Here is a 22,347-nt window from a genome sequence, read left to right on the forward strand (position 1 = left end):
AGGGTGCGATGGGGGCGCTGACCGCGAAGGGGGCCGCCACGCGGCAGCGGATCGTCGAGGGCGCGGCCGAGACGATCCGCGAGCGCGGGGTGATGGACACCACCCTCGACGACGTGCGCGCCCGGACCCGCACCAGCAAGAGCCAGCTGTTCCACTACTTCCCGGGCGGCAAGGAGGAGCTGCTGCTGGCGGTGGCCCGCTTCGAGGCCGACCGGGTGCTCGCCGACCAGCAGCCCTACCTCGGCGAGCTCACCTCGTGGGCGGCCTGGCAGGCCTGGCGTGACCGCCTCGTGGAGCGCTACCGCGAGCAGGGGCCGCAGTGCCCGCTCAACGTGGTGATGTCGCAGGTGGGCCAGAGCACACCGGGCGCCCAGGCGGTGGTGACCGAGCTGATGCTCCGGTGGGAGGCGGAGATCGCCGCCGGCGTGCGGCACATGCAGGCCGCGGGCGAGATCGACCCGGGCATCGATCCCGGGCGGGCGGCGGCCGCGCTGCTCGCGGGGATCCAGGGCGGGGTGCTGCTCCACCTGTCCACCGGCCGGCTCGTTCACCTGGAGGCGGCGCTGGACATGGGCATCGCGCACCTGCGCGACAGCGCCGCGCGGCTCAGTCGCCCGTACGGCGCAGGCGCTTGAGGTCGGAGCGGTGCTTCTTGGCCGCCAGACGGCGCTCGACCGCGCCCTTGGACGGCTTGGTGGGACGGCGCCGCTTGGGCGGCGGCGCGATGGCGTCGCGGAGGAGGGCGGCGAGCCGCTCCCGCGCGGCCTCCCGGTTGCGCAGTTGGGAGCGGTACTCCGAGGCCGCGATCGTGATCACGCCGTCCACCGCGCGGGCGGAGAGCCGTTCGAGCGCGCGGGCCCTGAGCACCGGGCCGAGGGCGGTGGTGCGCGCGAGGTCGAAGCTCAGCTCGACCCGGCTGTCGGTGGTGTTGACGCCCTGGCCGCCCGGCCCGGACGAGCGGGAGAAACGCCAGGCGAGCTCCGCTTCGGGCACGACGATCGAGCCGCGCACGTGCAACGGGCCTGACATGGGTTCTCTCCCTCGACGAACGGACGGGACGCCCAACTTATCGGGGTGAATATCGCCACCACTCTCCATTTATCACCGTAAACGCGGCGTGTGGTTGTCGCGGCCGATCGCGTCGTGCACAGTGGCCCCCGGAATCCGGCGGGCCCCGGGCACCGGGGCGACAGGGATGGGCGGGAGCATGACCTCGATCGTGGGCGTCCACGGCATCGGCAAATACCACTACTTCGAGGAGGCCGGCGGGTCGGCGGGCGGCGCCGCCGAGGCCGTGCGGGCCAAGTGGAACACCTATCTGCACCAGGGACTCAACGGCCGGGCGGACGGCACGGGCGAATACTTCGCCGAGATCGCCTATTACGCCCACCACCTGCACGGCGGCCCGCCGAAGCCGCCGCGGCAGATGGCGACGCCCGCCAAGCTGGTCCTCGCCGACTGGGCGGTCCAGCTCGGCGGCCCGTTCCGCGAGGCGGCGGGGGAGTCGCTCACCGGTCTCGCCCACCGGCTGGCCGAGTGGCTGCTGACGAGGATGGGCCCGCAGGCGGTGCGGTTCGCCGAGGACTTCTGCCCGGAGGTGGCCGCCTACCTGGGCGGCGGCGACCCGCGCGTGCGGGCCCGCGAGGCGGTCGCCGAGGTCGTCCGCAGGCGCCGCCCCCGCGTGGTGGTCGCCCACTCGCTCGGCAGCGTCGTGACGTACGAGGCGCTGTGGGCCCATCCCGACCTCTCCGTCGAGCTGCTGGTGACGCTGGGCAGCCCGCTAGGCATGCGCGGCGTCGTCTTCGAGCGGCTCGCGCCGGTCCCGGTGCGCGGGCGCGGGGCGCGCCCGCCGGGGGTGCGCCGCTGGATCAACATCGCCGACAAGGACGACATCGCCGCCATCCCGGCCGTGCTGGCGTCGTGCTTCGACGGCGTCGAACGGGACGTCTCCTGCGACATCGACTGGCTCGACTTCCACACCGTGCGCAACTACCTGCGCTGTGGGAGCGCCAACGAGTTCCTCAAGCCCTATGTGACCTGATTCCGCACACGGGTTATGCTCGTACGACCATGAAGACTGTGCTTTTCGACTACGGCAACGTCGTGTCGCTTCCCCAGGACCCCGAAGACGTCGCGCGCATGGCGGGAGGTGATCCGGGGTTCGAAGACCGCTACTGGGCGGCGCGGCTCGACTTCGACCGGGGCACGCTCGACCCGGCCGCGTACTGGTCCCACGTGTACGGCAGGCCGATGGGCGGGGCCGAGCTGGACGCGGTCGTCGCCCTCGACACGGCGAGCTGGTCGCGGCCCAACGAGGAGACCGTGGCGATCATCGACGAGCTGGCCGGCGTCGGGGTGCCCATGGCGCTGCTGTCCAACATGCCGGTCTGCATCGCCGAGACGATCGACACGCTGCCGTTCATGCGGCCGATCGGCCCGAGGTTCTACAGCGGCCGGATGGGCCTGGTGAAGCCGGAGCCGGAGATCTTCCACGAGACCGTGGCCTGGCTCGGGGCGGCCCCCGGCGATCTCGTCTTCGTGGACGACCGGGAGCAGAACGTCGCGGCGGCCAAGAGGGTGGGGCTGGCCGCCGTCCACTTCCGCGACGCCGCCGCCCTGCGCGAGGAGCTCAAGACGCTGCTGACCTAGGGAGCGTCCGGCGGGGCGTCAGGTGAGGGGTGGCGCCTCGACCGGGCAGCCGGGAGCGGGTGGCTCGGGCGCGGACACGAGCACGTTCCGCCTGATCGTGACGAACGTGAGGGCCGCCGCGACGGCCATCATGGCCGCGGCGGCCAGCATCGAGGTGTGGAACCCCCGGGTGAACGCCGCAGGGGAGTCGTAGGCGGCCCCCGTCAGGCCCACCAGCGGCGGGACGGCGGCGACGGCCAGCAGGCCGCCCGTCCGGGCCAGGGCGTTGTTGATCCCGCTGGCCACGCCCGCGTACCGATCCTCCGCGGTGGCGAGCACGGTCGCGGTGAGCGGGGCGACGGCGGCGGACAGGCCGAGCCCGAACACGACCGCCGCCGGCAGCACGTCGGCGAGATAGGACGCGTCCGGGGCGATACGGCTCATCAGCAGCAGCCCGGCCGCGCACAGGAGGATGCCCGCCGTCATGGGGAGGCGCGGGCCTGCCCGCTTGGCCAGGTCGCCCGCCCGGGGCGACAGCAGCAGCATGAGGATCGTCACCGGGAGCATCGCCGACCCCGCGGCGATCGGGGAGAACCCGGCCGACACCTGGAGCTGGACGACCAGCAGGAAGAACACCAGGCCCATCGCGGCGTACATGACCAGCGTGACGACGTTGACCGCGGTGAACTCCCGCGAGGCGAAGACCCCCACCGGGACGAGCGACCGGGGAGAGCGCCGGATCTCCACGACCACGAAACAGATGGACAGGACGATCCCGGCGGCCAGCGGCACCAGCCCGTCGCCCGCCAGGATCAGCCCGTACGTCAGCCCGGCCAGCGCGGGTGCGGCGAGGACGGTGCCGAGCACGTCGAAGCGGCCGTTCGACCCGGGGTCGCGGGTCTCGGGCACGTGGCGGGTGGCGACGCCGGCCACGACGGCCGCGAGTGGCAGGTTGAGCAGGAACACCCAGCGCCAGCCCGCCGTCTCCACGAGCCAGCCGCCGAACAACGGCCCGAGCGCGGCGGCCACGCCGCCCAGCCCCGACCAGGCGCCGACGGCGCGCGGCCGGTCGTCCGGCACGTAGCTCGCCTGGATGATCGCCAGGGACCCGGGGATCAGCAGGGCCCCGCCGATGCCCTGGAGCGCGCGAGCGAGCACGAGCACCGGCGTGCTGGGCGCGGCCCCGCAGAGCGCGGAGGCCAGGGCGAACCAGACCACCCCGGTGACGAAGATCTTCCGCCTGCCCAGCCGGTCGCCCAGCGACCCGCCCAGCAGGATCAGCGCGGCCATCGTGAGCGTGTACGCGTTCACGGTCCACTGGAGGCCGGACATCCCGGCGTGCAGGTCGCGCCCGAGAGCGGGCAGGGCCACGTTGACCACGGTGCCGTCGAGTGTGGCCATGCCCGACCCGAGGACCGTGGTGACCAGCACCCACCGGCCTGGCGCCGAGCGGAGCCGGATATTTCCGGATGTCATGGACGCCATCATGCGTTACCCGGAGCAGTGGCCCGACCCTCACGGCAAGCCGGATTACACAATTACGATCGCTCACAGCGAACTGACGCAGAACAGGGAACAGGATCGGACTCCTGTTAGTTGAGCCGACATAACTCAACCTAGTGGAGTGCTGATGTCCCAGATCCTTCCCGTCCTTCCGCTCGACGACGAGGTCGTCCTGCCCGGCATGGTCGTGCCTCTCGATCTGTCGGACTCCGAGGTCCGCGCCGCCATCGACGCCGCCCGCGCCAGTGGCGAGAGCACGGTCCTGTTGGTGCCCCGCATAGACGGCCGCTACGGCCCGGTTGGGGTGAGCGCCGTCGTGGAACAGGTCGGCCGGCTGCCGGGCGGCGAGCCCGCGGCCGTGGTCCGCGGCGTCGACCGCATGCGGGTCGGCACCGGCACCACCGGCCCCGGCGCGGCGCTGTGGGTCGAGGCGACCGTGCTCGAACCGGTCCCGGCCGGGCCCAGGGCCGAGGAGCTCGCCAAGGAATACAAGACCCTGACCACCACGATCCTGCAGAAGCGGGGCGCGTGGCAGGTCGTCGACGCCGTCAACCAGATCAAGGAGCCCGCGGTCCTCGCGGACAGCTCCGGTTACGCCCCCTGGCTGACCACGCAGCAGAAGCTGCTGCTGCTGGAGCTCAACGACCCGGCCGAGCGCCTCGACAAGCTGGTCGGCTGGGCCCGCGACCACCTCGCGGAGATGGACGTCGCCGAGACCATCCGCAAGGACGTCCAGGAGGGCATGGAGAAGCAGCAGCGGGAGTTCCTGCTCCGCCAGCAGCTCGCGGCCGTCCGTAAGGAGCTCGCCGAGCTCAACGGCGACCCCTCCGACGAGGAGGAGGACTACCGCGCCCGCATCGAGGCCGCCGACCTGCCGGAGAAGGTCAGGGAGGCCGCGCTGAAGGAGGTCGGCAAGCTGGAGCGGACCTCCGACCAGTCGCCCGAGAGCGGCTGGATCCGCACCTGGCTCGACACCGTGCTCGACATGCCGTGGAACGTCCGCACGACCGACTCCTACGACATCGCCGGGGCCCGCGCGGTGCTCGACGCCGACCACACGGGCCTGACCGACGTGAAGGACCGCATCGTGGAATACCTCGCGGTGCGCAAGCGCAGGGCCGACCAGGGCCTCGGTGTGGTCGGCGGCCGGCGCAGCGGCGCGGTCCTCGCGCTGGCCGGCCCTCCCGGCGTCGGCAAGACCTCGCTCGGTGAGTCGGTCGCCCGCGCCATGGGCCGCAAGTTCGTCCGCGTCGCGCTCGGCGGCGTCCGCGACGAGGCGGAGATCCGCGGCCATCGGCGCACGTACGTGGGGGCGCTGCCCGGCCGTATCGTCCGGGCGATCCGCGAGGCGGGCTCGATGAACCCGGTCGTGCTGCTCGACGAGATCGACAAGGTCGGCGCCGACTACCGGGGCGACCCGACGGCGGCGCTGCTGGAGGTGCTCGACCCGGCGCAGAACCACACGTTCCGCGACCACTACCTGGAGGTCGAGCTCGACCTGAGCGACGTGCTGTTCCTCGCCACCGCGAACGTGCTGGAGCAGGTGCCGGGGCCGCTGCTCGACCGCATGGAGATCGTCACGCTCGACGGCTACACCGAGGACGAGAAGGTCGCCATCGCCCGCGACCACCTGCTCCCGCGCAACCTGGAGAAGGCGGGCCTCACCGCCGACGACGTGACGGTGGAGGACGCGGCGCTGCGCCGCCTGGCGGGCGAGTACACCCGCGAGGCCGGCGTCCGCTCCCTCGAACGCTCGATCGCCCGGATCCTGCGCAAGGTGACGGCGCAGCTCGCCCTCGGCGAGGCCGAGCTCCCGCTGACGGTCACGGCCGACGATCTGGTCTCCTACCTGGGCCGGCCGCGCCACGTGCCCGAGTCGTCCCTGCCGGAGGCCCGGCAGCGTACGGCGGTGCCGGGCGTGGCGACCGGTCTCGCGGTGACCGGGGCGGGCGGTGACGTCCTCCACGTCGAGGCGTCGCTGGCCGATCCGGAGACCGGGGCGACCGGGGTGACGCTGACCGGTCAGCTCGGCGACGTGATGAAGGAGTCGGCGCAGATCGCGCTGTCCTTCCTGCGGTCGCGGGGCGCCGAGCTGGAGCTGCCGGTCGGGTCGCTCAAGGACAGGTCGGTGCACATCCACGTGCCTGCGGGCGCGGTGCCCAAGGACGGCCCGTCGGCGGGTGTCACGATGACCACCGCCCTGGCCTCGCTGCTGTCGGGCCGGCCGGTCCGCGCCGACGTGGCGATGACCGGCGAGGTGTCGCTCACCGGGCGGGTGCTGCCGATCGGCGGGGTCAAGCAGAAGCTGCTGGCCGCCCACCGGGCCGGGATCACCACCGTGCTCATCCCGGCGCGCAACGAGCCCGACCTCGACGACGTGCCGGCCGAGGTGCTCGCCGACCTCACCGTCCACGCGGTGAGCGACGTGCGCGAGGTGCTCGACCTGGCCCTCACCCCGGCGACGGTCGCCCGGCAGGCGGTCGCCTGACCGGTTCCGCACGGCCCGCGTCTCCGTCCCGGAGGCGCGGGCCTTCTGCTGTGACTAAGCACACATTCCCGGTATGGAATAAGGATTGGCCTCACAACCGTTTCATCCGCCTGTGAGCGTATCGAACCCGATGAACCCGCCTGAGCAGGGGTGTTGTCCCGCGGCCTGAGTCTCCCGCCGCCCGCACCCCTCCTCCACGAAGGCATTCCCCCTGATGACGCTCTCCCCGCTGCCCGATCCGATCCTGCGCCGGATCACGCCTCAGAAGGACAGCAAGTGATCACCGTTTCCGGCCTGCGCAAGGCCTACGGCGACGTCGTCGCGCTCGACGGCGTGGACCTCCACGTCGGCAAGGGCGAGGTCTTCGGCGTGCTCGGGCGCAGCGGCGCCGGCAAGAGCACCCTGCTGCGCTGCGTCAACCTGCTCGAACGTCCCGACGAGGGCGTGGTCACGGTGGACGGACGCGAGCTGACCGCCCTCGGCGCGGCCGACCTGCGCCGGGCCCGCCAGCGCATCGGCATGATCCACCAGCACTTCGCGCTGCTGTCGTCACGCACGGTGGCGGGCAACGTGGCCTTCCCGCTGGAGGTCATGGGCGTCGGCCGGGCCGCCCGGGCCCGGCGCGTCGCGGAGATGCTCGACCTCGTGGGCCTGGCCGACCGCGCCGGGGCCTACCCGGCGCAGTTGTCCGGCGGCCAGAAGCAGCGGGTCGGCATCGCGCGGGCGCTCGCCGCCGAGCCGTCGGTGCTGCTGTCGGACGAGGCCACCTCGGCGCTCGACCCCGCCACGACCCAGTCGATCCTCGCCCTGCTCCGGCGGCTCAACCGCGAGCTGGGGCTGACCATCCTGCTCATCACCCACGAGATGGACGTCATCAAGGCCGTCTGCGACTCGGCGGCGATCATGAGCGACGGGCGGATCTCCGAGGCGGGCCCCATCCCCGAGCTGCTCGCCACCCCCGGGTCGCGCCTGGCGGCCGAGCTGTTCCCGCTGCCGCCCGCCGAGCCCGGCGCCGTGACGGTCGCCCTGGCGGCGGACCCGGCCCTGCTGTCGCGACTCGCCCGTACGCACGACGTGGACGTCGCCGTCGTCGCGGGCGCGGTCGAACAGGTCGCCGGGGTCCCGGCGGGCCGGCTGCGGCTGCGGATCACCGGAGCCGGCGCGGCCGCCGCCCTCGCGGAGCTGCGTGAGCGCGGGCTGCTGGTGGAGGAGGACGCATGACCTGGTCGGAGATGAGCCCCCTGCTGTGGGAGGCCACCGGGCAGACCGCCGTGATGGTGGGCTGGTCCACCTTGTTCACCGTACTGTTCGGGCTGCCGCTCGGCGTCTGCCTCGCCGGGACGGACCGGGGCGGGCTGTTCCCCGCGCCCGCCGTACGGCGCGTGCTCGGGCTGGTCGTCAACGTCGGGCGGTCGCTGCCCTTCATCGTCCTCATGATCGCGGTCATCCCGGTCACCCGCCTGCTCACCGGCACCACGATCGGGACCGCCGCCGCGGTGGTCCCGCTGACGATCGGCGCGGTGCCGTTCTTCGCCCGGCTGGTCGAGACGGCGCTGCGCGAGGTGGGCCGCGACGTCGTGCAGGCGGCCGAGGCGATGGGGGCGGGCCGCGTGACGATCGTGGCGCGCGTCCTGCTGCCCGAGGCGCTGCCCGGCCTGGTCGCCGGGCTGACCGTCACCGTCGTGACGCTGATCTCCTATTCGGCCATGGCCGGGGTGATCGGCGGCGGCGGCCTCGGCGACCTCGCCGTCCGCTACGGATATCAGCGCTTCGAGACCACGCTCATGGTCGTCACCGTGGTCGTCCTGGTCGTCGTGGTGCAGCTCGCACAGACCGTGGGCGACGCGGTCGCCCGCCGTCTTTCCCACCGTTGATCCCTCTGAAGGAGTCTTTCTCATGCGTAGAACGCTCGGCCTCGTCATCGCCGCCGTGGTCGCGCTCGTGCTGTCCGCCTGCGGGTCCTCGTCCTCTTCCACGTCCTCGCCCTCGTCCTCGGACGGCGCGGCCGCGGCGGCGGACGCCCCGCTCAAGGTCGGGGTGAGCCCGGTGCCGCACGCGCAGATCCTGAAGTACGTGGCCGACAACCTGGCCGCCGCGAAGGGCCTGAAGCTGGAGATCGTGGAGTTCAGCGACTACGTGCAGCCCAACCTGCAGCTCCAGGACGGCCAGCTTGACGCCAACTACTTCCAGCACAAGCCCTACCTGGACGACTTCAACGCCTCCAAGGGCACGAAGCTGAGCTTCGTCGCCCCGGTGCACCTGGAGCCGCTCGGCCTGTACTCCAGGAAGGTCAAGGACCTCGCCTCGCTGCCGCAGGGCGGCACGGTCGCCGTGCCCAACGACGCCACCAACCTCGGCCGGGCGCTCAAGCTGCTCGCCGACAACGGCGTGGTCACGCTGAAGGACGGCGTGGGCACCGCCGCGACCGAGCGCGACGTGACCGGCAACCCGAAGAACCTGACCTTCCGCCCGCTGGAGGCCGCCCAGCTCCCGCGCTCGCTCGACGACGTGGACGCCGCCGTGATCAACGGCAACTACGCGCTGGAGGCGAACCTCAACCCGTCGTCCGACGCCCTGGTGCTGGAGAAGGCCGAGGGCAACCCGTACGCGAACGGCCTGGTGGTCGCACAGGGGCACGAGAACGACCCGCGGGTGAAGACGCTGGCCGGGCTGCTGACCGGCCCCGAGGTGAAGAAGTACATCGAGGACACGTTCAAGGGCTCGGTCATCCCCGCGTCCTGACGCGCACATGCATGGACGAATCATCAAGTCGTTTGACTGAATGATTCGTCCATGCTGTTCTGGTCAGATGTTGTACGCCACACCGGCACTGGAGGCCGCGGACGAGAAGGTGCTCGCCGAGATCGAGGAGATGCGGCGGGACCTGAGATACCGGCTGGCCGAGCCGCACCGCTGGGACGGCCTGCTGCGGCGGCAGTTGCAGGCGCGGGCGATCCAGGGGTCCAACTCCATCGAGGGCTACCACGCCAGCATCGAGGACATCGAGTCGATCATGTCCGGTGAGGACCCCCTGGAAGCGTCGGCGGCCGTGGCGCGCGAGATCTCCGGTTATCGGCAGGCGCTCACCTACATCGGCGCCCTCGCGCGGGCCTCGGCCTTCCGCTACGACGCCGGCCTGCTGCACGCGCTCAACTTCATGATGATCGGCCACCACGCGGACGCGGCGCCGGGCACCGTGCGGCCCGGCGGGATCTACGTCCGCGACTCCGCCACGGGCGAGGTGGTCTACGAGGGGCCGGACCACGAGCAGGTCCCCGGCCTGCTGGCGGAGCTGGTCGACTGGCTCAACGAGGGCGACCTCGGCGCGCCCAGCTACGTCCGCGCCGCCATGGCCCACCTCAACCTCGTCAAGATCCACCCGTGGCGGGACGGCAACGGCCGCATGGGGCGTGCGCTGCAGACGCTCGTGCTCGGCCGCGACCAGATCACCACGCCGGAGTTCGCCTCGATCGAGGAGTGGCTGGGCGAGGGCCGCACCGCCTACGACTACTACGACGTGCTCGGCGAGGTGGGACGCCGCCGGTGGAGCCCGCACGGGGAAACCCTCTCGTGGGTGCGGTTCGTGCTGCGCTGCCACCACATGCAGGCGCAGCGGGTGGGGCGCCGGCTCACCGAGGCGGGCGAGGTCTGGATGCTGCTGGAGGATCGGACCGCGGCGCAGGGCCTCCACCCGCGCACGGTCTCCGCGCTCTACCAGGTGTTCGTCTCCCGGCGGCTGCGCCGGGGCATGTACCAGGCCGACGAGGGACTGAGCCAGGGGCAGGCCGCCCGCGACCTGCGCGAGCTCGCGGCCACCGGGTGGCTCCAGCCGTACGGCGAGACGAAGGGCCGCTTCTACGCGCCGGGGCCGAAGATGACGGAGATCAAGGCGGCGTTCGCCGAGCGGGCCGCGCCGCTGCGCGACCCCTACCGGGCGCTGGAGGGCTGATCACATCCGCATCGGGATGTGACTCCTACCACATCGACGGCAAACCGAGTAACGTTCGGTTATGCACCCTGGGGCGATCGCGGCGGTGATGCCGGACAAGCCTGCGGTGATCATGGCGGGCTCCGGCCGCGTGGTCACCTTCCGCGAGCTGGACGAGGAATCCAACCGCCTGGCCCACCTGCTGCGGGCCTCGGGGCTGAAGCCCGGCGACCACATCGCCTTCATGCTGGAGAACCATCCGCTCTTCCTGGTGATCGCGTGGGCCGCGCACCGCTCGGGCCTCTACTACACCGCGATCAGCTCCCGCCTCCAGGCCGACGAGCTGTCGTACATCGTGGACAACTGCGGCGCGCGGGTCTTCATCTCCTCGGCGAGGCTCGCGGGCGTCGCGAGCGCCGTCACCGAGGCGACGCCCGGGGTCGAGCTGCGGCTCATGGTCGACGGCGTCGCTCCCGGCTTCACGCCGTACGAGGAGGCGGTGGCGGGGCAGCCCGTCACACCGGTCGAGGACGAGTGCCAGGGCGCCGACATGCTCTACTCGTCGGGCACCACGGGACGTCCCAAGGGCGTTAAGCCACCGCTCAGCCGGGCGCCGCTGGAGGCCCCCGGGGCGTTGGTCCAGCTCATCCAGGGCCTGTTCGCGCCCTCGGCCGACAGCGTGTACCTGTCGCCCGCGCCGCTCTATCACGCCGCACCGCTGCGCTACAGCATGTCGTTCCAGCGTCTCGGCGCGACCGTCGTGGTGATGGAGAGGTTCGATCCCGAGGAGGCGCTGGCGCTCGTCGAGCGCTACGGGGTCACCCACGCGCAGTGGGTGCCGACGATGTTCGTCAAGATGCTCAAGCTGCCCGAGGAGGTGCGCGGGCGCTACGACCTGTCGTCGCTGCGCTGCGCCGTCCACGCCGCCGCGCCCTGCCCGATCGAGGTCAAGGAGCGGATGATGGCGTGGTGGGGGCCGATCATCCACGAGTACTACGCGGGCACGGAGGGCAACTGCTTCCTGTACGCGAGTCCAGAGGACTGGATGGCCCACAAGGGCACCGTGGGCCGGCCGTTGCTCGGGGTCGCCCACGTCTGCGACGAGGAGGGCGACGAGCTGCCGCCCGGTGAGCACGGCACGGTCTACTTCTCCGACGGTCCCAGGTTCGAGTATCACGGCGATCCCGCGAAGACCGCGTCGGTGCAGGACCCCAAGGGCCGCGGCTGGACCACGCTCGGGGACATCGGCTACCTGGACGAGGACGGCTTCCTCTACCTCACCGACCGGCGCTCGTACATGATCATTTCGGGCGGGGTGAACATCTACCCGCAGGAGGCCGAGAACGTGCTGGCGATGCATCCCGAGGTGGCCGACGTGGCCGTCTTCGGGGTGCCGGACCCCGAGATGGGCGAACAGGTCAAGGCCGTCGTGCAGCCGGCGGACCCGGCCGCCGCCGGTCCCGCCCTGGAGGCCGAGCTGATCGCCTACTGCCGGGAACGGCTGGCCCACTACAAGTGCCCGAAGTCGGTCGACTTCCGCGACGAGCTGCCCCGCCACCCCACCGGCAAGCTGTACAAGCGCCTGCTCAGGGACGAGTACTGGCCTCGGACGAGCTGACATAAAGTACGCGTAGGGCGCTCGGGGAACCCCGCAAGTGATCGCTTAACGAGACCTTATCGCCGATGCGTCATCGTATTACGTGTACCGGCGGAGAGCCGGGATCACCGGCGAATCCATTGAGGGGGATGGCGATGAGCTCACCTGAGCACGTTCCCGGCGACGAGAACACCCAGATAATCCCCGGTCACGGCTGGAGCCAGTTCGGAAGCACTCCGCCGCAGCACGGGCAGTACACCGGGGCGTACCAGTCGTATGGCGCGTACGGGAGCGGACCTTTCGACACGGCGCAGTTTCCGCCGCCTCCGGCGCGGAAGGGCACGCTGAGCGCGCGCCAGAAGGCGGGCGCCGGCCTCGCCCTCGTGGCGGTGGCACTGGGCGGCGGGGTTATCGGGGCCCTCGTCGCCAACAGCGTGAACGGCGGGCAGACGGTGATCGCGAGCCCGGTCGTCAAGGGAGTGGCGAACTCCTCCAGCACCTCGATCGCCGCGGTGGCCAAGGCGATCATGCCATCGGTGGTGTCGATCGAGGTGAAGACCGCCACGGCCGGCGGCGAAGGGTCCGGCGTGATCCTGTCGGCCGACGGCCTGATCCTGACCAACAACCACGTGGTGGCCATCGGCGGCGGGGGCGGCGGCACGGTCACCGTGAAGTTCAGCGACGGCAAGACCGCCAACGCCGTCATCAAGGGCACCGACCCCACCACGGACCTCGCCGTCATCCAGGCGCAGGGCGTGTCGGGCCTGACCCCCGCCTCGCTGGGCGACAGCGACAAGCTGCAGGTCGGCGACGGGGTCCTCGCGATCGGCAGCCCGCTCGGCCTGGAGGGATCGGTCACCTCCGGCATCGTGAGCGCCCTCGACCGCACGCTGACCGAGGCGCCGGAAGAGCAGCAGCAGCCGCAGTTCCCCTGGGGGATGGGGCAGCAGCAGCCGCAGAGCCAGGGCAACACGATCGGTGGCATGATCCAGACCGACGCCGCGATCAACCCCGGCAACTCCGGTGGCGCGCTGGTCAACACCAGCGGGCAGGTCGTCGGCATCAACACGGCGATCGCCACCTCGGGCTCCAGCTCCGGCAACATCGGCGTGGGCTTCGCGATCCCCATCAACACCGCGAAGCTCGTCGCCGACCAGCTCATCAAGACGGGCAAGGCGACCCACGCCTTCCTCGGGGTGAGCGTGGCCGACGCGGTCGGCGGCGCGTCCGGCGCGGTGGTCAGCTCGATCACGGCCGGCAGCCCGGCGGAGAAGGCCGGCCTCCAGGAGGGCGACCTGATCACCAAGATCAACGACAAGGTGGTGGACAGCGCCGAGGCGCTGGTCGGCACCATCCGCAGCTCCCGCCCCGGCGACAAGGTGACGATCACCTTCACCCGGGCAGGCAAGGAGAACACCATCACCGCCGCGCTCGCGGAGCAGTCCGCGGGCTGACGCCCACGATCATCGCCGGCGGGCCTCTGGGGGGACGGCCCGCCGGCGATCGGCTTTCCGGCGCGTTTCTGCCTCACTTGCTCATGCCGGCGGTCAGCCCGGCGATGATCTGCTTGGTCGCGAGGACGAACAGCACGAACAGCGGCGCCGTGGCGAGGACCAGCCCGGCGAACAGCGCCGACCAGTCGGTCGTGTACTCGCCGAAGAACTGCGACAACCCGCGCGGGATCGTGAACTTCTCGTCGGAGCGCAGCAGCACCAGCGGGTAGAGGAACTCATGCCACAGCGGCACGAACTGGAACAGCATCACCGATGCCAGCGCGGGCCGCACGAGCGGCAGCATGATCTGCCCGAAGATCCGGAACTCCCCGGCTCCGTCGATCCGGGCCGCCTCGTCCAGCTCGCCGGGCAGGGAACGGTAGAACGCCGACAGCACGAACATGCAGAACGGCACTCCCGACGCGGCGTACAGCAGCGTGAGCCCGAGCAGCGAGTCGATCAGGCCCATGGAGTCCATGAGGTAGAAGATCGGCACCAGGCCCAGCCGGATCGGCAGCATCAGCCCCGCCAGGAAGTACGCCCCGAGCAGCCGGTTGCCGGCGAAGTCGTAGCGGGCCAGCGGATAGGCCGCCAGCGCGGAGACCGCCGTGCCGAGCAGCACCGCGCCGCAGGTGACGGCCAGGGAGTTCAGCAGGTAGGTGCTGAACGACGCCTCCGTCCACACCCGGGCGTAACTGTCCAGCGTGGGGGAGGCCGGCAGCCCCAGCGGCGTCGTGAAGATCTCGGTCGTGGGCCGCAGCGAGTTGAGCAGCATGACGACCAGCGGCAGCAGCGCGACGACCGCGTAGCCCCACAGCAGCAGGTGGACGGCGACCCGCCCCGGAGCCCGGCCCCGCGCCGTCACAGCAGCCTCCGCTCGCGGCGGCGGAAGTAGGAACCGGCCAGCAGCGACACCCCGAAGATGAACACGAACATCAGCACGGCCAGCGCCGACGACCGGCCGATCGCCTCCGTGCCGCCCTCCACGAACGCGACCCGGTAGAACAGCAGGCCGAGCACGTCGGTCGAGCCCGCCGGAGACCCGGTCGACCCGGCCATCGCGTAGACCAGCCCGAAGGCGTTGAAGTTGCCGATGAACGTCAGCACGCTCACCACGCCGATCGCCGGGGTGAGCAGCGGCAGCGTCACGCGCCGGAACGCCTGCCAGGCCGACGCGCCGTCGACCCGCGCCGCCTCGTGATACTCGGCCGGGATCCCGGCGAGCGCGGCGGAGAACAGCAGCATGGGGAAGCCCACCCACTGCCAGGCGTTGACCACGATGACCACCGGCAGCGCCGTACGGGTGTCGCCCAGCCAGGGCAGCGCCCACGAGTCCAGCCCGGCCGCCTCCAGCAGCGAGTTGACCGGGCCGAACGTCGGGTTGAGCAGCAGGCTCCACAGGTAGCCGACGACCAGCGGGTCGACCAGGTAGGGCGTGGTGAACGCGGCCTGCAGGAACCGCTTGCCGCGGCGGTAACGGAACAGCAGGAGGGCGAACAGCAGCCCGACCGTGTTCTGGATCAGCATGGTCCCGGCGAAGAACAGCGCGTTGTGCCCGAACGCCCGCCACAGTTGCTGGTCGTAGGGGTAGACGCCGAACAGGTCGCGATAGTTGGCGAGCCCGGCGAACCCCGTCCGCCGGATCCCGCGCCACTCGAAGAAGCTGTATTCGAGCGCGGTGACCAGCGGATAGACGATGAAGACCGAGTAGAGCAGGAGCGCGGGCAGCAGGAAGACGGCCAGCACCCGCCACCGCGGCACGTAGCGGCGGCGTCCGCCGGTACGTGCCGCGCGACGACGGGAGAACCGGGCGGACGACCGGGCGGGGAACCGTCCGGGCGAGCGTCGGGGCGTGCTCAGTTCCCCGGCTTGAACCACTGCTCGACGCCCTTCTGCACGCTCTCGGCGACCGCCTTGGGATCGGTCTGGCCGACCAGCATCTTCTGCACCTCGTCGCGGAAGACCGCGTCACCGTTCGGCTGGCCGTACCGGAAGTCGACGAGCAGCGTGTACGGCGCGCCGTTGGCGGCGTAGTTCTTCGCCAACTCGGCCAGCAGCGGGTCGGACGGCGTGACCCCGGGAACCGCGGACAGTTGCTTGAGCTCGCTCGCGTAGAGCTGCCCGAACTCCGGCGTCGCCATCCACTTGACCAGTTCGAGTGCCTCGGCCTGGTGGGCCGACTTGGCGTTGACGCCGAACGAGCCGTCGGCCCAGCCCGGCGTGACGGGCGTGGTCACCGGGGAGCCGGGCGGCGGCGGCACCTGGAACGCGCCGATCTCCAGGCTCGGGTCGGCCGCGAGCACGGGCGCCAGGTCGAAGCTGCCCGTGGGATACATCGCGGCCTTGCCGGTGGCGAACAACGCCTGGACGTCGGGGATCTTGACGGCCGCCACGTCCTTCGGGAAGTAGGGCTCCAGGTCCTTGAGCAGCTTGATCGAGGCCGTGAAGTCGGGGTCGGTGAACTTCTTGTCGCCGTTCAGCAGCGCGTCGCGGAACCGGGTGCTGCCATAGCGGGCGTTGCCGAAGATCTCGTGGACGATCGGCAGCGTCCAGGTCGCGTCGGGCCCGGCCGCGACCGCGAACGGCGTGATCCCGGCGGCCTTCAGCCTGTCGGCCGCCTTGATCATCTCGTCCCAGGTGGCGGGGGGCTGGATGCCGTTGTCGGCGAACAGCTTCTTGTTGTAGAAGACCTGAAGCGTCTGGTAGGCGAACGGCACACCGTAGATTTTGCCGTCCGTGTGGCCCTTGGCGCCTTCGAGCAGCTTGGCGTCGAAGCCCGACAGCGCCTCCACCTTGTCGTCGAGCGGCACGAGCTGGCCGGCCTCGACCAGCGGCTGGAGCCCGCCGTACGCCCGGAGCTGGGCGACGTCGGGACCGGCGGTGCCGGACAGGCCGGTGGCCAGGATGTTGTTGTATTCGGTGGCCTGGAACGGCTTGAACTCGACGTCGATCTTCGGGTGCGACTCCTCGAACCTGGCGAGGATCTTGTCGTACGCCTTGACGTCCTCCACGCGCCACGACCACAGGCTCAGCGTGACCTTGTCACCGCTCGCCTCGCCGCCCTGGCCGGACGCGCCGCTTCCGGGCGCGCAGGCCGCCAGCGCCACCGCGAGCACTCCGATCGCTCCCGCGATCCATCCTCTCTTCATGAGATCCCCTCCGGCTCGTAGCCAGTCCGGCGAGCGCCGTGCATGTAGATGCGTGTAGGTAAATGCCCTGCAAGGTCAGCGCATTGACTGAAAATTACTTACATCTGACATGATCCGCAATGCTTTCTTCACGGAAGGTTTCACACGAAGCGGTGGTCCGGCGGGCGTTCAGCCGTGGTGGCGGGTGAGGGCCTCGGACTCCCACAGATCCCGGTAGTAACCGGGCACGGCGACGAGGTCGGCGTGCGCGCCGCGCTGGGTGACCCGGCCGCCCTCCAGCACGACGATCTCGTCGACCTGTTCCAGGCCGCGCAGGCGGTGGGTGACCAGCAGCGTGGTGCGGCCCCGGGTGGCGTCGAGCAGGTCGGCCATCAGCAGGTCGGCCGTCTCCTCGTCGAGTGCCTCGGCCGGCTCGTCCAGCAGCAGCACCGGCGGGTCGTACAGCAGGGCCCGGGCCAGCGCGAGCCGCTGGAGCTGGCCGCCGGAGACGGTGCGGCCGTCCTCGCCGAGCACCGTGTCCCAGCCGGTGCGCTCGGCCCAGGCGTCCAGGCGGGCCCGCCGCACGGCCGCCACGACGTCCTCGGCGGACGCCTCCGGCCCGGCCAGGCGCAGGTTGTCGCCCACCGTGGCCTGGAAGACGTACGGGTCCTGGGTGAGGCCCGTGACGAGCGCCCGCACGTCGTCCGACGACAGGCGCCGCACGTCGGTCCCGTTGAGCCGGATCGCGCCCGACTCGATCTCCACGGTCCGCATCAGCGCCGACAGCAGGGTGCTCTTGCCCGCGCCGCTCGGGCCGACCACCGCGACCCGGCGGCCCGGCGTCAGCGTCAGGCTCACGCCGTTCAGCGCGGGCTCGCGCCCGCCATGGCGCACCACGAGGTCCTCGACTTCCACCGTCAGCGGCGATTCCGGCGCGGGCGCCGGGTCCGCGGGCTCGCGCACGGCCGGGGGAGTGACGGCGGTCTCCCTGAGCCTGCGCAGCGCCGCGACCACGCCCGCGAACCGCTCGCCGGCCGCCGCCAGCGGCAGCGCGGGCTCGAAGGCGACCAGCGAGGTCAGGGCGGCCACGGCGGTCGCGACGCGGCCGAGACCGGAGGCCTGCGCCGCCAGGACCACGGCGACGACGGTCAGCCCCTGCGTCAGCATGCCGAGGCCGAGCGCGGCGGCGTTGATCCGGGCCTGCCCCCGCTCCAGCCGGGACAGCCGCGCGTCGGCGTCCATCGCCGCCGCAAGCGCCCGGTCGCGCGCGCCGTACGCCGCGAGGTCGGCCGCGCCGTGCACCAGGTCGGCCACCCGGGCGGCCAGGTCGGCGCGGGCCGGGGCGATCCGCGCCGACCAGCGCCGCGCGGCGGCGGCCGTGCCGGCAGGCAGCAGCACCTCGGCGACGAGCAGGCCGGCGGCGAGCGCGAACGCGGCGGCGGGCAGCAGGAAGCCCGCGATGACGACGGCGGCGACGCCGGTGATCAGCGCGGCGGCGGCCGGCAGCAGGCAGCGGACGAGCAGGTCCTGCACGGCGTCGGTGTCGTCCACCATCCGGCTGAGCAGGTCGGCCCCGCGCTGCGGCAGCGGCCCGGCCGGGATCAGCGCCCGGTAGAGGCGCTCACGGGTGCCCGCCTGGGCGCGCAGCGCGACGTCGTGCCCGGCCAGGCGCTCGCCGTAGCGGAACACGCCGCGGGTGGTCGCGAACGCCCGCACCGCCACGATCGCGACCGACAGCGCCGCCAGCGGCGGCTGCTCGGCGGCCCGCGTGATCAGCCAGGCGGCCGACGCGATGAGCGCGACCCCCGCGAGGTCGGCCGCCGCCCCGGCGAGCGCGGCGAGCACGAGCCGCCTGCCCATGCCCGTGCCTGCGACCACCGACCACGGGGAGAACTCCGCGCGGCTCATCGGGCCTCCCCGCCCCGCACCGGAACCGGGTGGACGAGGACGCCGCCGTCGAGGCGGACGACCCGGTCGGCCAGGTCGATCATCGCCGGACGGTGCGCGACGATGATCGCCGTACGGCCCTCGGCCAGCCGGCGCGTGGCCGCCACGACCGCCGCCTCGCTCCTGCCGTCGAGCCGCGCCGTTGGCTCGTCCAGCAGCAGCACCTGGGCGGCGGGGCGGCAGAAGGCCCTGGCCAGGGCGACCCGCTGACGCTGGCCCGCCGACAGGTTCGCGCCGCGCTCGCCGAGCGGGGTGTCGTATCCCTGCGGCAGGGCGCTCGCGAACTCGGCCACCTGCGCCGCCTCGGCGGCGGCCCTGATCTCGTCGGGACCTGCGGCCGAGCCCAGCGCGATGTTGTCGGCCACCGAGGTCGCGAACAGGTGCGGGCGCTGCGGCACGAAGGCGAGCCGCCGCCGCCACTCGTCCAGGTCGAGATCGGCCAGGTCGGTCCCGTCGGCCAGCACCCGCCCCTCGGACGGGGTCACGAACCCGAGCAGCAGGTGCAGCAGCGTGCTCTTGCCCGCGCCGCTCGGGCCGGCGATCGCCACCCGCTCACCCGGCCGGATGACCAGCGAGACGTGGTCGAGCGCGGTCTCCTCGCGGCCCGGATAGCGCACGGTGACGTCCTCCAGCCGGATCTCCGGCGGCCCGTCGTCCGGGGTCGCACGCCGCGCGCTCCGCCTCGCTCCGGCCGGTGCCGCCGCCCGCCCGGCCTCCCGCGCGGTTTCGGCGGCGGCCTCGCCCGGAGGGCCGATCACCGCGAACGCCTCGTCGGCGGCGGCGACGCCCTCCATGGCGGCGTGGAAGCGCGTGCCCATCGCGCGCAGCGGGAGGTACGCCTCGGGGGCCAGCAGCAGCACGAGCAGCGCCGTACGCAGGTCGAGCGAGCCCGACAGCAGCCGCAGCCCCACGGGCACGGCCACCAGCGCCAGCGACAGTGACGCCACGAGTTCGAGCACCAGCGACGACAGGAACGCCACCCGCAGCGTGCGCATGGTCGCCGCGCGGTGCGCCTCGGCCACCTCGCGGATCACCGACGCCTGATAGCGGGCCCGGCCGAACGCCCGCAGCGTCGGCAGGCCGCGCACGACGTCGAGGAAGTGGCCGCCGAGGCGGGCCAGCGCGCGCCACTGCCGTTCGGTGACGGTTTTGGTGGTCCACCCGACCAGCGCCCCGAAGACCGGGATCAGCGGCAGCGTGAGCACCACGATCACGGCGGTGGCCAGGTCGGCCACGAAGAGCCGGACCACGACCGCGAGCGGCACGATCCCGGCCACGGCGACCGACGGCAGATAACCCGTCAGATAGGGGTCGAGCGCGTCGAGCCCCCGGCCCGCGAGCGTCACCAGCTCGCCCGACCGGTACGCCGGGCCGAGACCCTCCACCCGGCCGAGGAGGAGCCGCCGCAGGGCCGACTTCAGCGCGGTGGCCGCGCGGCCCGCGAGCACACCCTGCGCCCATCCGAGCAGCCCGCGGCAGGCGACGACGAGCGCCAGGGGAAGCAGGGCGGCGACGGCGAACCGGCCCGACAGCACCCCGGCCAGCAGCTCCGCCTGCACGAGCACGAGCAGCCCGGCCAGCACCGCCGCCACCAGGCAGCAGGCGAGATGGACGCGGACGCCGCGCTCGGCACGGGCCAGCCGGAGGAGGTCCTTGTGCAACGGTCCCCAATCAGAAGAACGTCGGCAGCGCGCCCCTGGAGAAGGTGCGCCACACCCATACTTGCGCGCCCACGAGGATCGGGGCGATCGGCACCACCATGACACTGAGCACACTCAGTGTCTGATCCGGGGCGGCGTTGCCGAGCATGTGGCCGGTCGCGGCCGCCATGACCAGCACCGCGGGCGCGGCGGCGGCGCAGGCCGACAGCAGCAGCGTCCGCCCGGTGCCCGGCGCGCCCTCCTGGAGCCGCCAGGCCGCGAAGGCGCGGCCGTGCCAGGCGAGCAGCGCGAGCAGCGCCAGGCCCCCCGCCACGGCGGGCACGTCGAAGGGCGAGGCGGGCAGGCCGCGCACGACGGCCATCAGGATCGCGCCCCAGGCGAGCGCCAGCCCGGCCGAGCCCGCCCACAGCGCGCCGTCCCACACCAGCCGCCAGGCGGCGCCGCCGGCCCTGCGGCGGAACCACAGCCCCGCGTCGCGCACGATCCAGGCCAGCAGCAGGGCGACGACGAGGGGATACATGCGGCTGAGCGCCCGGCCCTCCAGCACGGGGAACGCGCCGAACAGCACGCCCGCGAGCGCGACCAGCCACACCTCGTTGGCGAGCACGAACGGGGCCATCGCGCCGACGAGGCGGTCGCGGGCGGCCGGGGCGCGGCCCAGCACGGGCAGCAGCACGCCGAGCCCGATGTCGAAGCCCTCCAGGGCGAAGTAGCCGGCCAGCAGGACGGTGAACGTCAGGAACCAGAAGATGTCCATGGGAAGCGTGTCCTCTACAGCGAGGGGGCGGGGACGGACCCCGCGGTGACGGGAGCGTCCGCGGCGCCGAGCATGACGCGTCCAGGGCCGCGCCGTACGGCACGGGCGATGAGGACGTAGTCGACGAGGGCGAGCAGTGCGAGCACGCCGGCGAATCCCGCGAAGGAGGCGGTGATGTCCGCCCGGGTCAGCCCGGGGGTGAGGGCGTCGGCCACGGAGAGCTTGCCGTAGACGAGCCAGGGCTGGCGGCCGACCTCGCGGACGAGCCAGCCAGCGATCGCCGCGACGAACGGCAGCGGGGTCATGAGCATGAGGAACGGGTGCAGCCGGCGTGAGCGGGCCAGCACGTCACGGATGAGCAGCGGCGTCAGCACGAACATCACCCCGAACTGGCCGAGCTGCCCGATCATGATCATCAGTTCGAGCGAGACGCCGGGGACCGCGCCGTGGAACTTGTCCGGCTGGAGGGAGCCGACCGGTCCGAACTGGGCGTACCCGAACCCGACCGTGAACAGCGACCCGACGAAGGCGGTCAGCACGCCGATGCGCAGCGACCGGTAGAAGAACTCGCGCTCGGGGGTGCGCCGGAACAGGTGGTAGGCGCTGGCGCCCATGACGACGAACCCGCCGGCCCACAGGCCGGCGCTCAGCACGTGGGGGAGCGAGAAGACGAGGGCCGTGTTGGTGAACAGGGCGCCGAAGTCGCGCAGCACGAGCCGTCCGCCCACCTCCTGTGATCCTGCCGGGTTCTGCAGGAAGGAGTTGGCGACCATGATGAACAGCGCCGAGGCGTACGCCGTCAGCGTCACCAGCCAGATGCAGGCCACGTGGAGCCCGCGCGGCAGCCGGTGCCAGCCGAAGATCCACAAGCCGAGGAACGTGGACTCCAGGAAGAACGCCAGCAATGTCTCCATGGCCAGCGGCGCGCCGAACACGTCGCCCGCGTAGTGGGAGAGCCCGCTCCAGCTCAGCCCGAACTGGAACTCCATCACGAGCCCGGTGACGACGCCCAGCGCGTAGTTGATCACATAGATCTGCCCCCAGAAGCGGGTCATCCGCTCGTACAGGGGGTTCCCGCCGATGGCATAGCGGGTGTGCATGATCGCCACCAGCGGGGCCAGTCCCAGCGTGAGCACGACGAACAGGAAATGGAGTGCTCCCGTGACCGCGAACTGCGCACGGGCGAGATCGACGACGTCCATGATTTCTCCATGCGT

At 72.1% G+C, this 22,347-nt stretch carries 19 protein-coding genes; 10 read left to right on the plus strand and 9 right to left on the minus strand.

Going from position 1 to position 22,347, the window contains the following annotated elements:
- The first annotated feature begins 8 nt into the window (after positions 1-8).
- Positions 9-635, plus strand: coding sequence for a TetR/AcrR family transcriptional regulator (locus tag HCK04_RS16810; RefSeq protein WP_142648280.1), 627 nt, complete (start codon positions 9-11; stop codon positions 633-635).
- Here the strand turns inward: HCK04_RS16810 and arfB are convergent.
- Positions 607-1,029 carry an alternative ribosome rescue aminoacyl-tRNA hydrolase ArfB gene (gene arfB / locus HCK04_RS16815; RefSeq protein WP_142648281.1) on the minus strand — a complete coding sequence of 141 codons (423 nt, stop codon included), beginning with the start codon at positions 1,027-1,029 and terminating at the stop codon, positions 607-609. The two genes, HCK04_RS16810 and arfB, sit on opposite strands and share 29 nt — an antisense overlap.
- 178 nt (positions 1,030-1,207) lie before the next feature.
- Here arfB and HCK04_RS16820 point away from each other — a divergent pair, with 178 nt between their 5' ends.
- Complete coding sequence (locus HCK04_RS16820; protein ID WP_142648282.1) at positions 1,208-2,041, plus strand: hypothetical protein; 834 nt, start codon at positions 1,208-1,210, stop codon at positions 2,039-2,041.
- A gap of 29 nt (positions 2,042-2,070) precedes the next feature.
- The gene (locus HCK04_RS16825) at positions 2,071-2,649 is read left to right on the plus strand and encodes an HAD family phosphatase (RefSeq protein WP_142648283.1); all 579 of its coding nucleotides are present in this window, start codon (positions 2,071-2,073) and stop codon (positions 2,647-2,649) included.
- A gap of 18 nt (positions 2,650-2,667) precedes the next feature.
- Here HCK04_RS16825 and HCK04_RS16830 read toward each other — a convergent pair whose 3' ends face one another.
- Positions 2,668-4,104 carry an MFS transporter gene (locus tag HCK04_RS16830; protein ID WP_240971506.1) on the minus strand — a complete coding sequence of 479 codons (1,437 nt, stop codon included), beginning with the start codon at positions 4,102-4,104 and terminating at the stop codon, positions 2,668-2,670.
- 154 nt (positions 4,105-4,258) lie between these two features.
- Between HCK04_RS16830 and lon the strand changes: the two genes are divergently transcribed.
- From lon to HCK04_RS16865, 7 genes are all read left to right on the plus strand, one after another.
- Positions 4,259-6,619 carry an endopeptidase La gene (gene lon, locus HCK04_RS16835; RefSeq protein ID WP_142648285.1) on the plus strand — a complete coding sequence of 787 codons (2,361 nt, stop codon included), beginning with the start codon at positions 4,259-4,261 and terminating at the stop codon, positions 6,617-6,619.
- Between the two features lie 276 nt (positions 6,620-6,895).
- The gene (locus tag HCK04_RS16840) at positions 6,896-7,840 is read left to right on the plus strand and encodes an ATP-binding cassette domain-containing protein (protein WP_142648286.1); all 945 of its coding nucleotides are present in this window, start codon (positions 6,896-6,898) and stop codon (positions 7,838-7,840) included.
- On the plus strand, positions 7,837-8,493 hold the full coding sequence (locus HCK04_RS16845) for a methionine ABC transporter permease (protein ID WP_142648287.1): 657 nt from the start codon (positions 7,837-7,839) through the stop codon (positions 8,491-8,493). Before HCK04_RS16840 ends, HCK04_RS16845 begins: the two co-directional genes overlap by 4 nt.
- A gap of 22 nt (positions 8,494-8,515) precedes the next feature.
- Positions 8,516-9,361, plus strand: coding sequence for a MetQ/NlpA family ABC transporter substrate-binding protein (locus HCK04_RS16850; protein WP_142648288.1), 846 nt, complete (start codon positions 8,516-8,518; stop codon positions 9,359-9,361).
- Between the two features lie 67 nt (positions 9,362-9,428).
- Entirely contained in the window at positions 9,429-10,568 is a 1,140-nt protein-coding gene (locus HCK04_RS16855) for a Fic family protein (RefSeq protein WP_142648289.1), read from the plus strand.
- A gap of 61 nt (positions 10,569-10,629) precedes the next feature.
- A complete protein-coding gene (locus HCK04_RS16860; protein WP_142648290.1) occupies positions 10,630-12,165 on the plus strand; it encodes an acyl-CoA synthetase in 1,536 nt (511 codons plus the stop codon).
- A 134-nt stretch (positions 12,166-12,299) separates the two neighbouring features.
- Positions 12,300-13,598 (plus strand): trypsin-like peptidase domain-containing protein, encoded by a 1,299-nt coding sequence (locus HCK04_RS16865; RefSeq protein WP_142648291.1) that lies wholly within the window; start codon positions 12,300-12,302, stop codon positions 13,596-13,598.
- Between the two features lie 73 nt (positions 13,599-13,671).
- Here the strand turns inward: HCK04_RS16865 and HCK04_RS16870 are convergent, their stop codons facing one another.
- From HCK04_RS16870 to HCK04_RS16900, 7 genes are all read right to left on the minus strand, one after another.
- Complete coding sequence (locus HCK04_RS16870; RefSeq protein ID WP_260617303.1) at positions 13,672-14,502, minus strand: carbohydrate ABC transporter permease; 831 nt, start codon at positions 14,500-14,502, stop codon at positions 13,672-13,674.
- A complete protein-coding gene (locus tag HCK04_RS16875) occupies positions 14,499-15,398 on the minus strand; it encodes a sugar ABC transporter permease (RefSeq protein WP_260617304.1) in 900 nt (299 codons plus the stop codon). The genes HCK04_RS16870 and HCK04_RS16875 overlap by 4 nt, the downstream gene beginning before the upstream one ends.
- 95 nt (positions 15,399-15,493) lie before the next feature.
- Entirely contained in the window at positions 15,494-16,786 is a 1,293-nt protein-coding gene (locus HCK04_RS16880) for an extracellular solute-binding protein (protein ID WP_142648292.1), read from the minus strand.
- Positions 16,787-16,954: 168 nt separating this feature from the next.
- Complete coding sequence (gene cydC / locus HCK04_RS44220) at positions 16,955-18,673, minus strand: thiol reductant ABC exporter subunit CydC (protein WP_312845746.1); 1,719 nt, start codon at positions 18,671-18,673, stop codon at positions 16,955-16,957.
- Positions 18,670-20,373 (minus strand): thiol reductant ABC exporter subunit CydD, encoded by a 1,704-nt coding sequence (gene cydD / locus HCK04_RS44225; protein ID WP_142648293.1) that lies wholly within the window; start codon positions 20,371-20,373, stop codon positions 18,670-18,672. The genes cydC and cydD overlap by 4 nt, the downstream gene beginning before the upstream one ends.
- A 10-nt stretch (positions 20,374-20,383) precedes the next feature.
- On the minus strand, positions 20,384-21,130 hold the full coding sequence (locus HCK04_RS16895) for a cytochrome d ubiquinol oxidase subunit II (RefSeq protein ID WP_142648294.1): 747 nt from the start codon (positions 21,128-21,130) through the stop codon (positions 20,384-20,386).
- Positions 21,131-21,144: 14 nt separating this feature from the next.
- Entirely contained in the window at positions 21,145-22,332 is a 1,188-nt protein-coding gene (locus HCK04_RS16900; RefSeq protein WP_142648295.1) for a cytochrome ubiquinol oxidase subunit I, read from the minus strand.
- Positions 22,333-22,347: the final 15 nt, after the last annotated feature.

Source organism: Microbispora sp. CL1-1, assembly GCF_012034195.1.
Classification (GTDB): Bacteria; Actinomycetota; Actinomycetes; order Streptosporangiales; family Streptosporangiaceae; genus Microbispora.

Coding starts and splice junctions, on each gene's coding strand:
- HCK04_RS16845 (WP_142648287.1), top strand. CDS start 7,837: ATGACCTGGTCGGAGATGAGCCCCCTGCTGTGGGAGGCCACCGGGCAG.
- HCK04_RS16855 (WP_142648289.1), top strand. CDS start 9,429: ATGTTGTACGCCACACCGGCACTGGAGGCCGCGGACGAGAAGGTGCTC.
- HCK04_RS16900 (WP_142648295.1), bottom strand. CDS start 22,332: ATGGACGTCGTCGATCTCGCCCGTGCGCAGTTCGCGGTCACGGGAGCA.
- HCK04_RS16860 (WP_142648290.1), top strand. CDS start 10,630: ATGCACCCTGGGGCGATCGCGGCGGTGATGCCGGACAAGCCTGCGGTG.
- cydC (WP_312845746.1), bottom strand. CDS start 18,673: ATGAGCCGCGCGGAGTTCTCCCCGTGGTCGGTGGTCGCAGGCACGGGC.
- HCK04_RS16880 (WP_142648292.1), bottom strand. CDS start 16,786: ATGAAGAGAGGATGGATCGCGGGAGCGATCGGAGTGCTCGCGGTGGCG.
- arfB (WP_142648281.1), bottom strand. CDS start 1,029: ATGTCAGGCCCGTTGCACGTGCGCGGCTCGATCGTCGTGCCCGAAGCG.
- HCK04_RS16865 (WP_142648291.1), top strand. CDS start 12,300: ATGAGCTCACCTGAGCACGTTCCCGGCGACGAGAACACCCAGATAATC.
- HCK04_RS16850 (WP_142648288.1), top strand. CDS start 8,516: ATGCGTAGAACGCTCGGCCTCGTCATCGCCGCCGTGGTCGCGCTCGTG.
- HCK04_RS16830 (WP_240971506.1), bottom strand. CDS start 4,104: ATGACATCCGGAAATATCCGGCTCCGCTCGGCGCCAGGCCGGTGGGTG.
- HCK04_RS16825 (WP_142648283.1), top strand. CDS start 2,071: ATGAAGACTGTGCTTTTCGACTACGGCAACGTCGTGTCGCTTCCCCAG.
- HCK04_RS16810 (WP_142648280.1), top strand. CDS start 9: ATGGGGGCGCTGACCGCGAAGGGGGCCGCCACGCGGCAGCGGATCGTC.
- HCK04_RS16895 (WP_142648294.1), bottom strand. CDS start 21,130: ATGGACATCTTCTGGTTCCTGACGTTCACCGTCCTGCTGGCCGGCTAC.
- HCK04_RS16820 (WP_142648282.1), top strand. CDS start 1,208: ATGACCTCGATCGTGGGCGTCCACGGCATCGGCAAATACCACTACTTC.
- lon (WP_142648285.1), top strand. CDS start 4,259: ATGTCCCAGATCCTTCCCGTCCTTCCGCTCGACGACGAGGTCGTCCTG.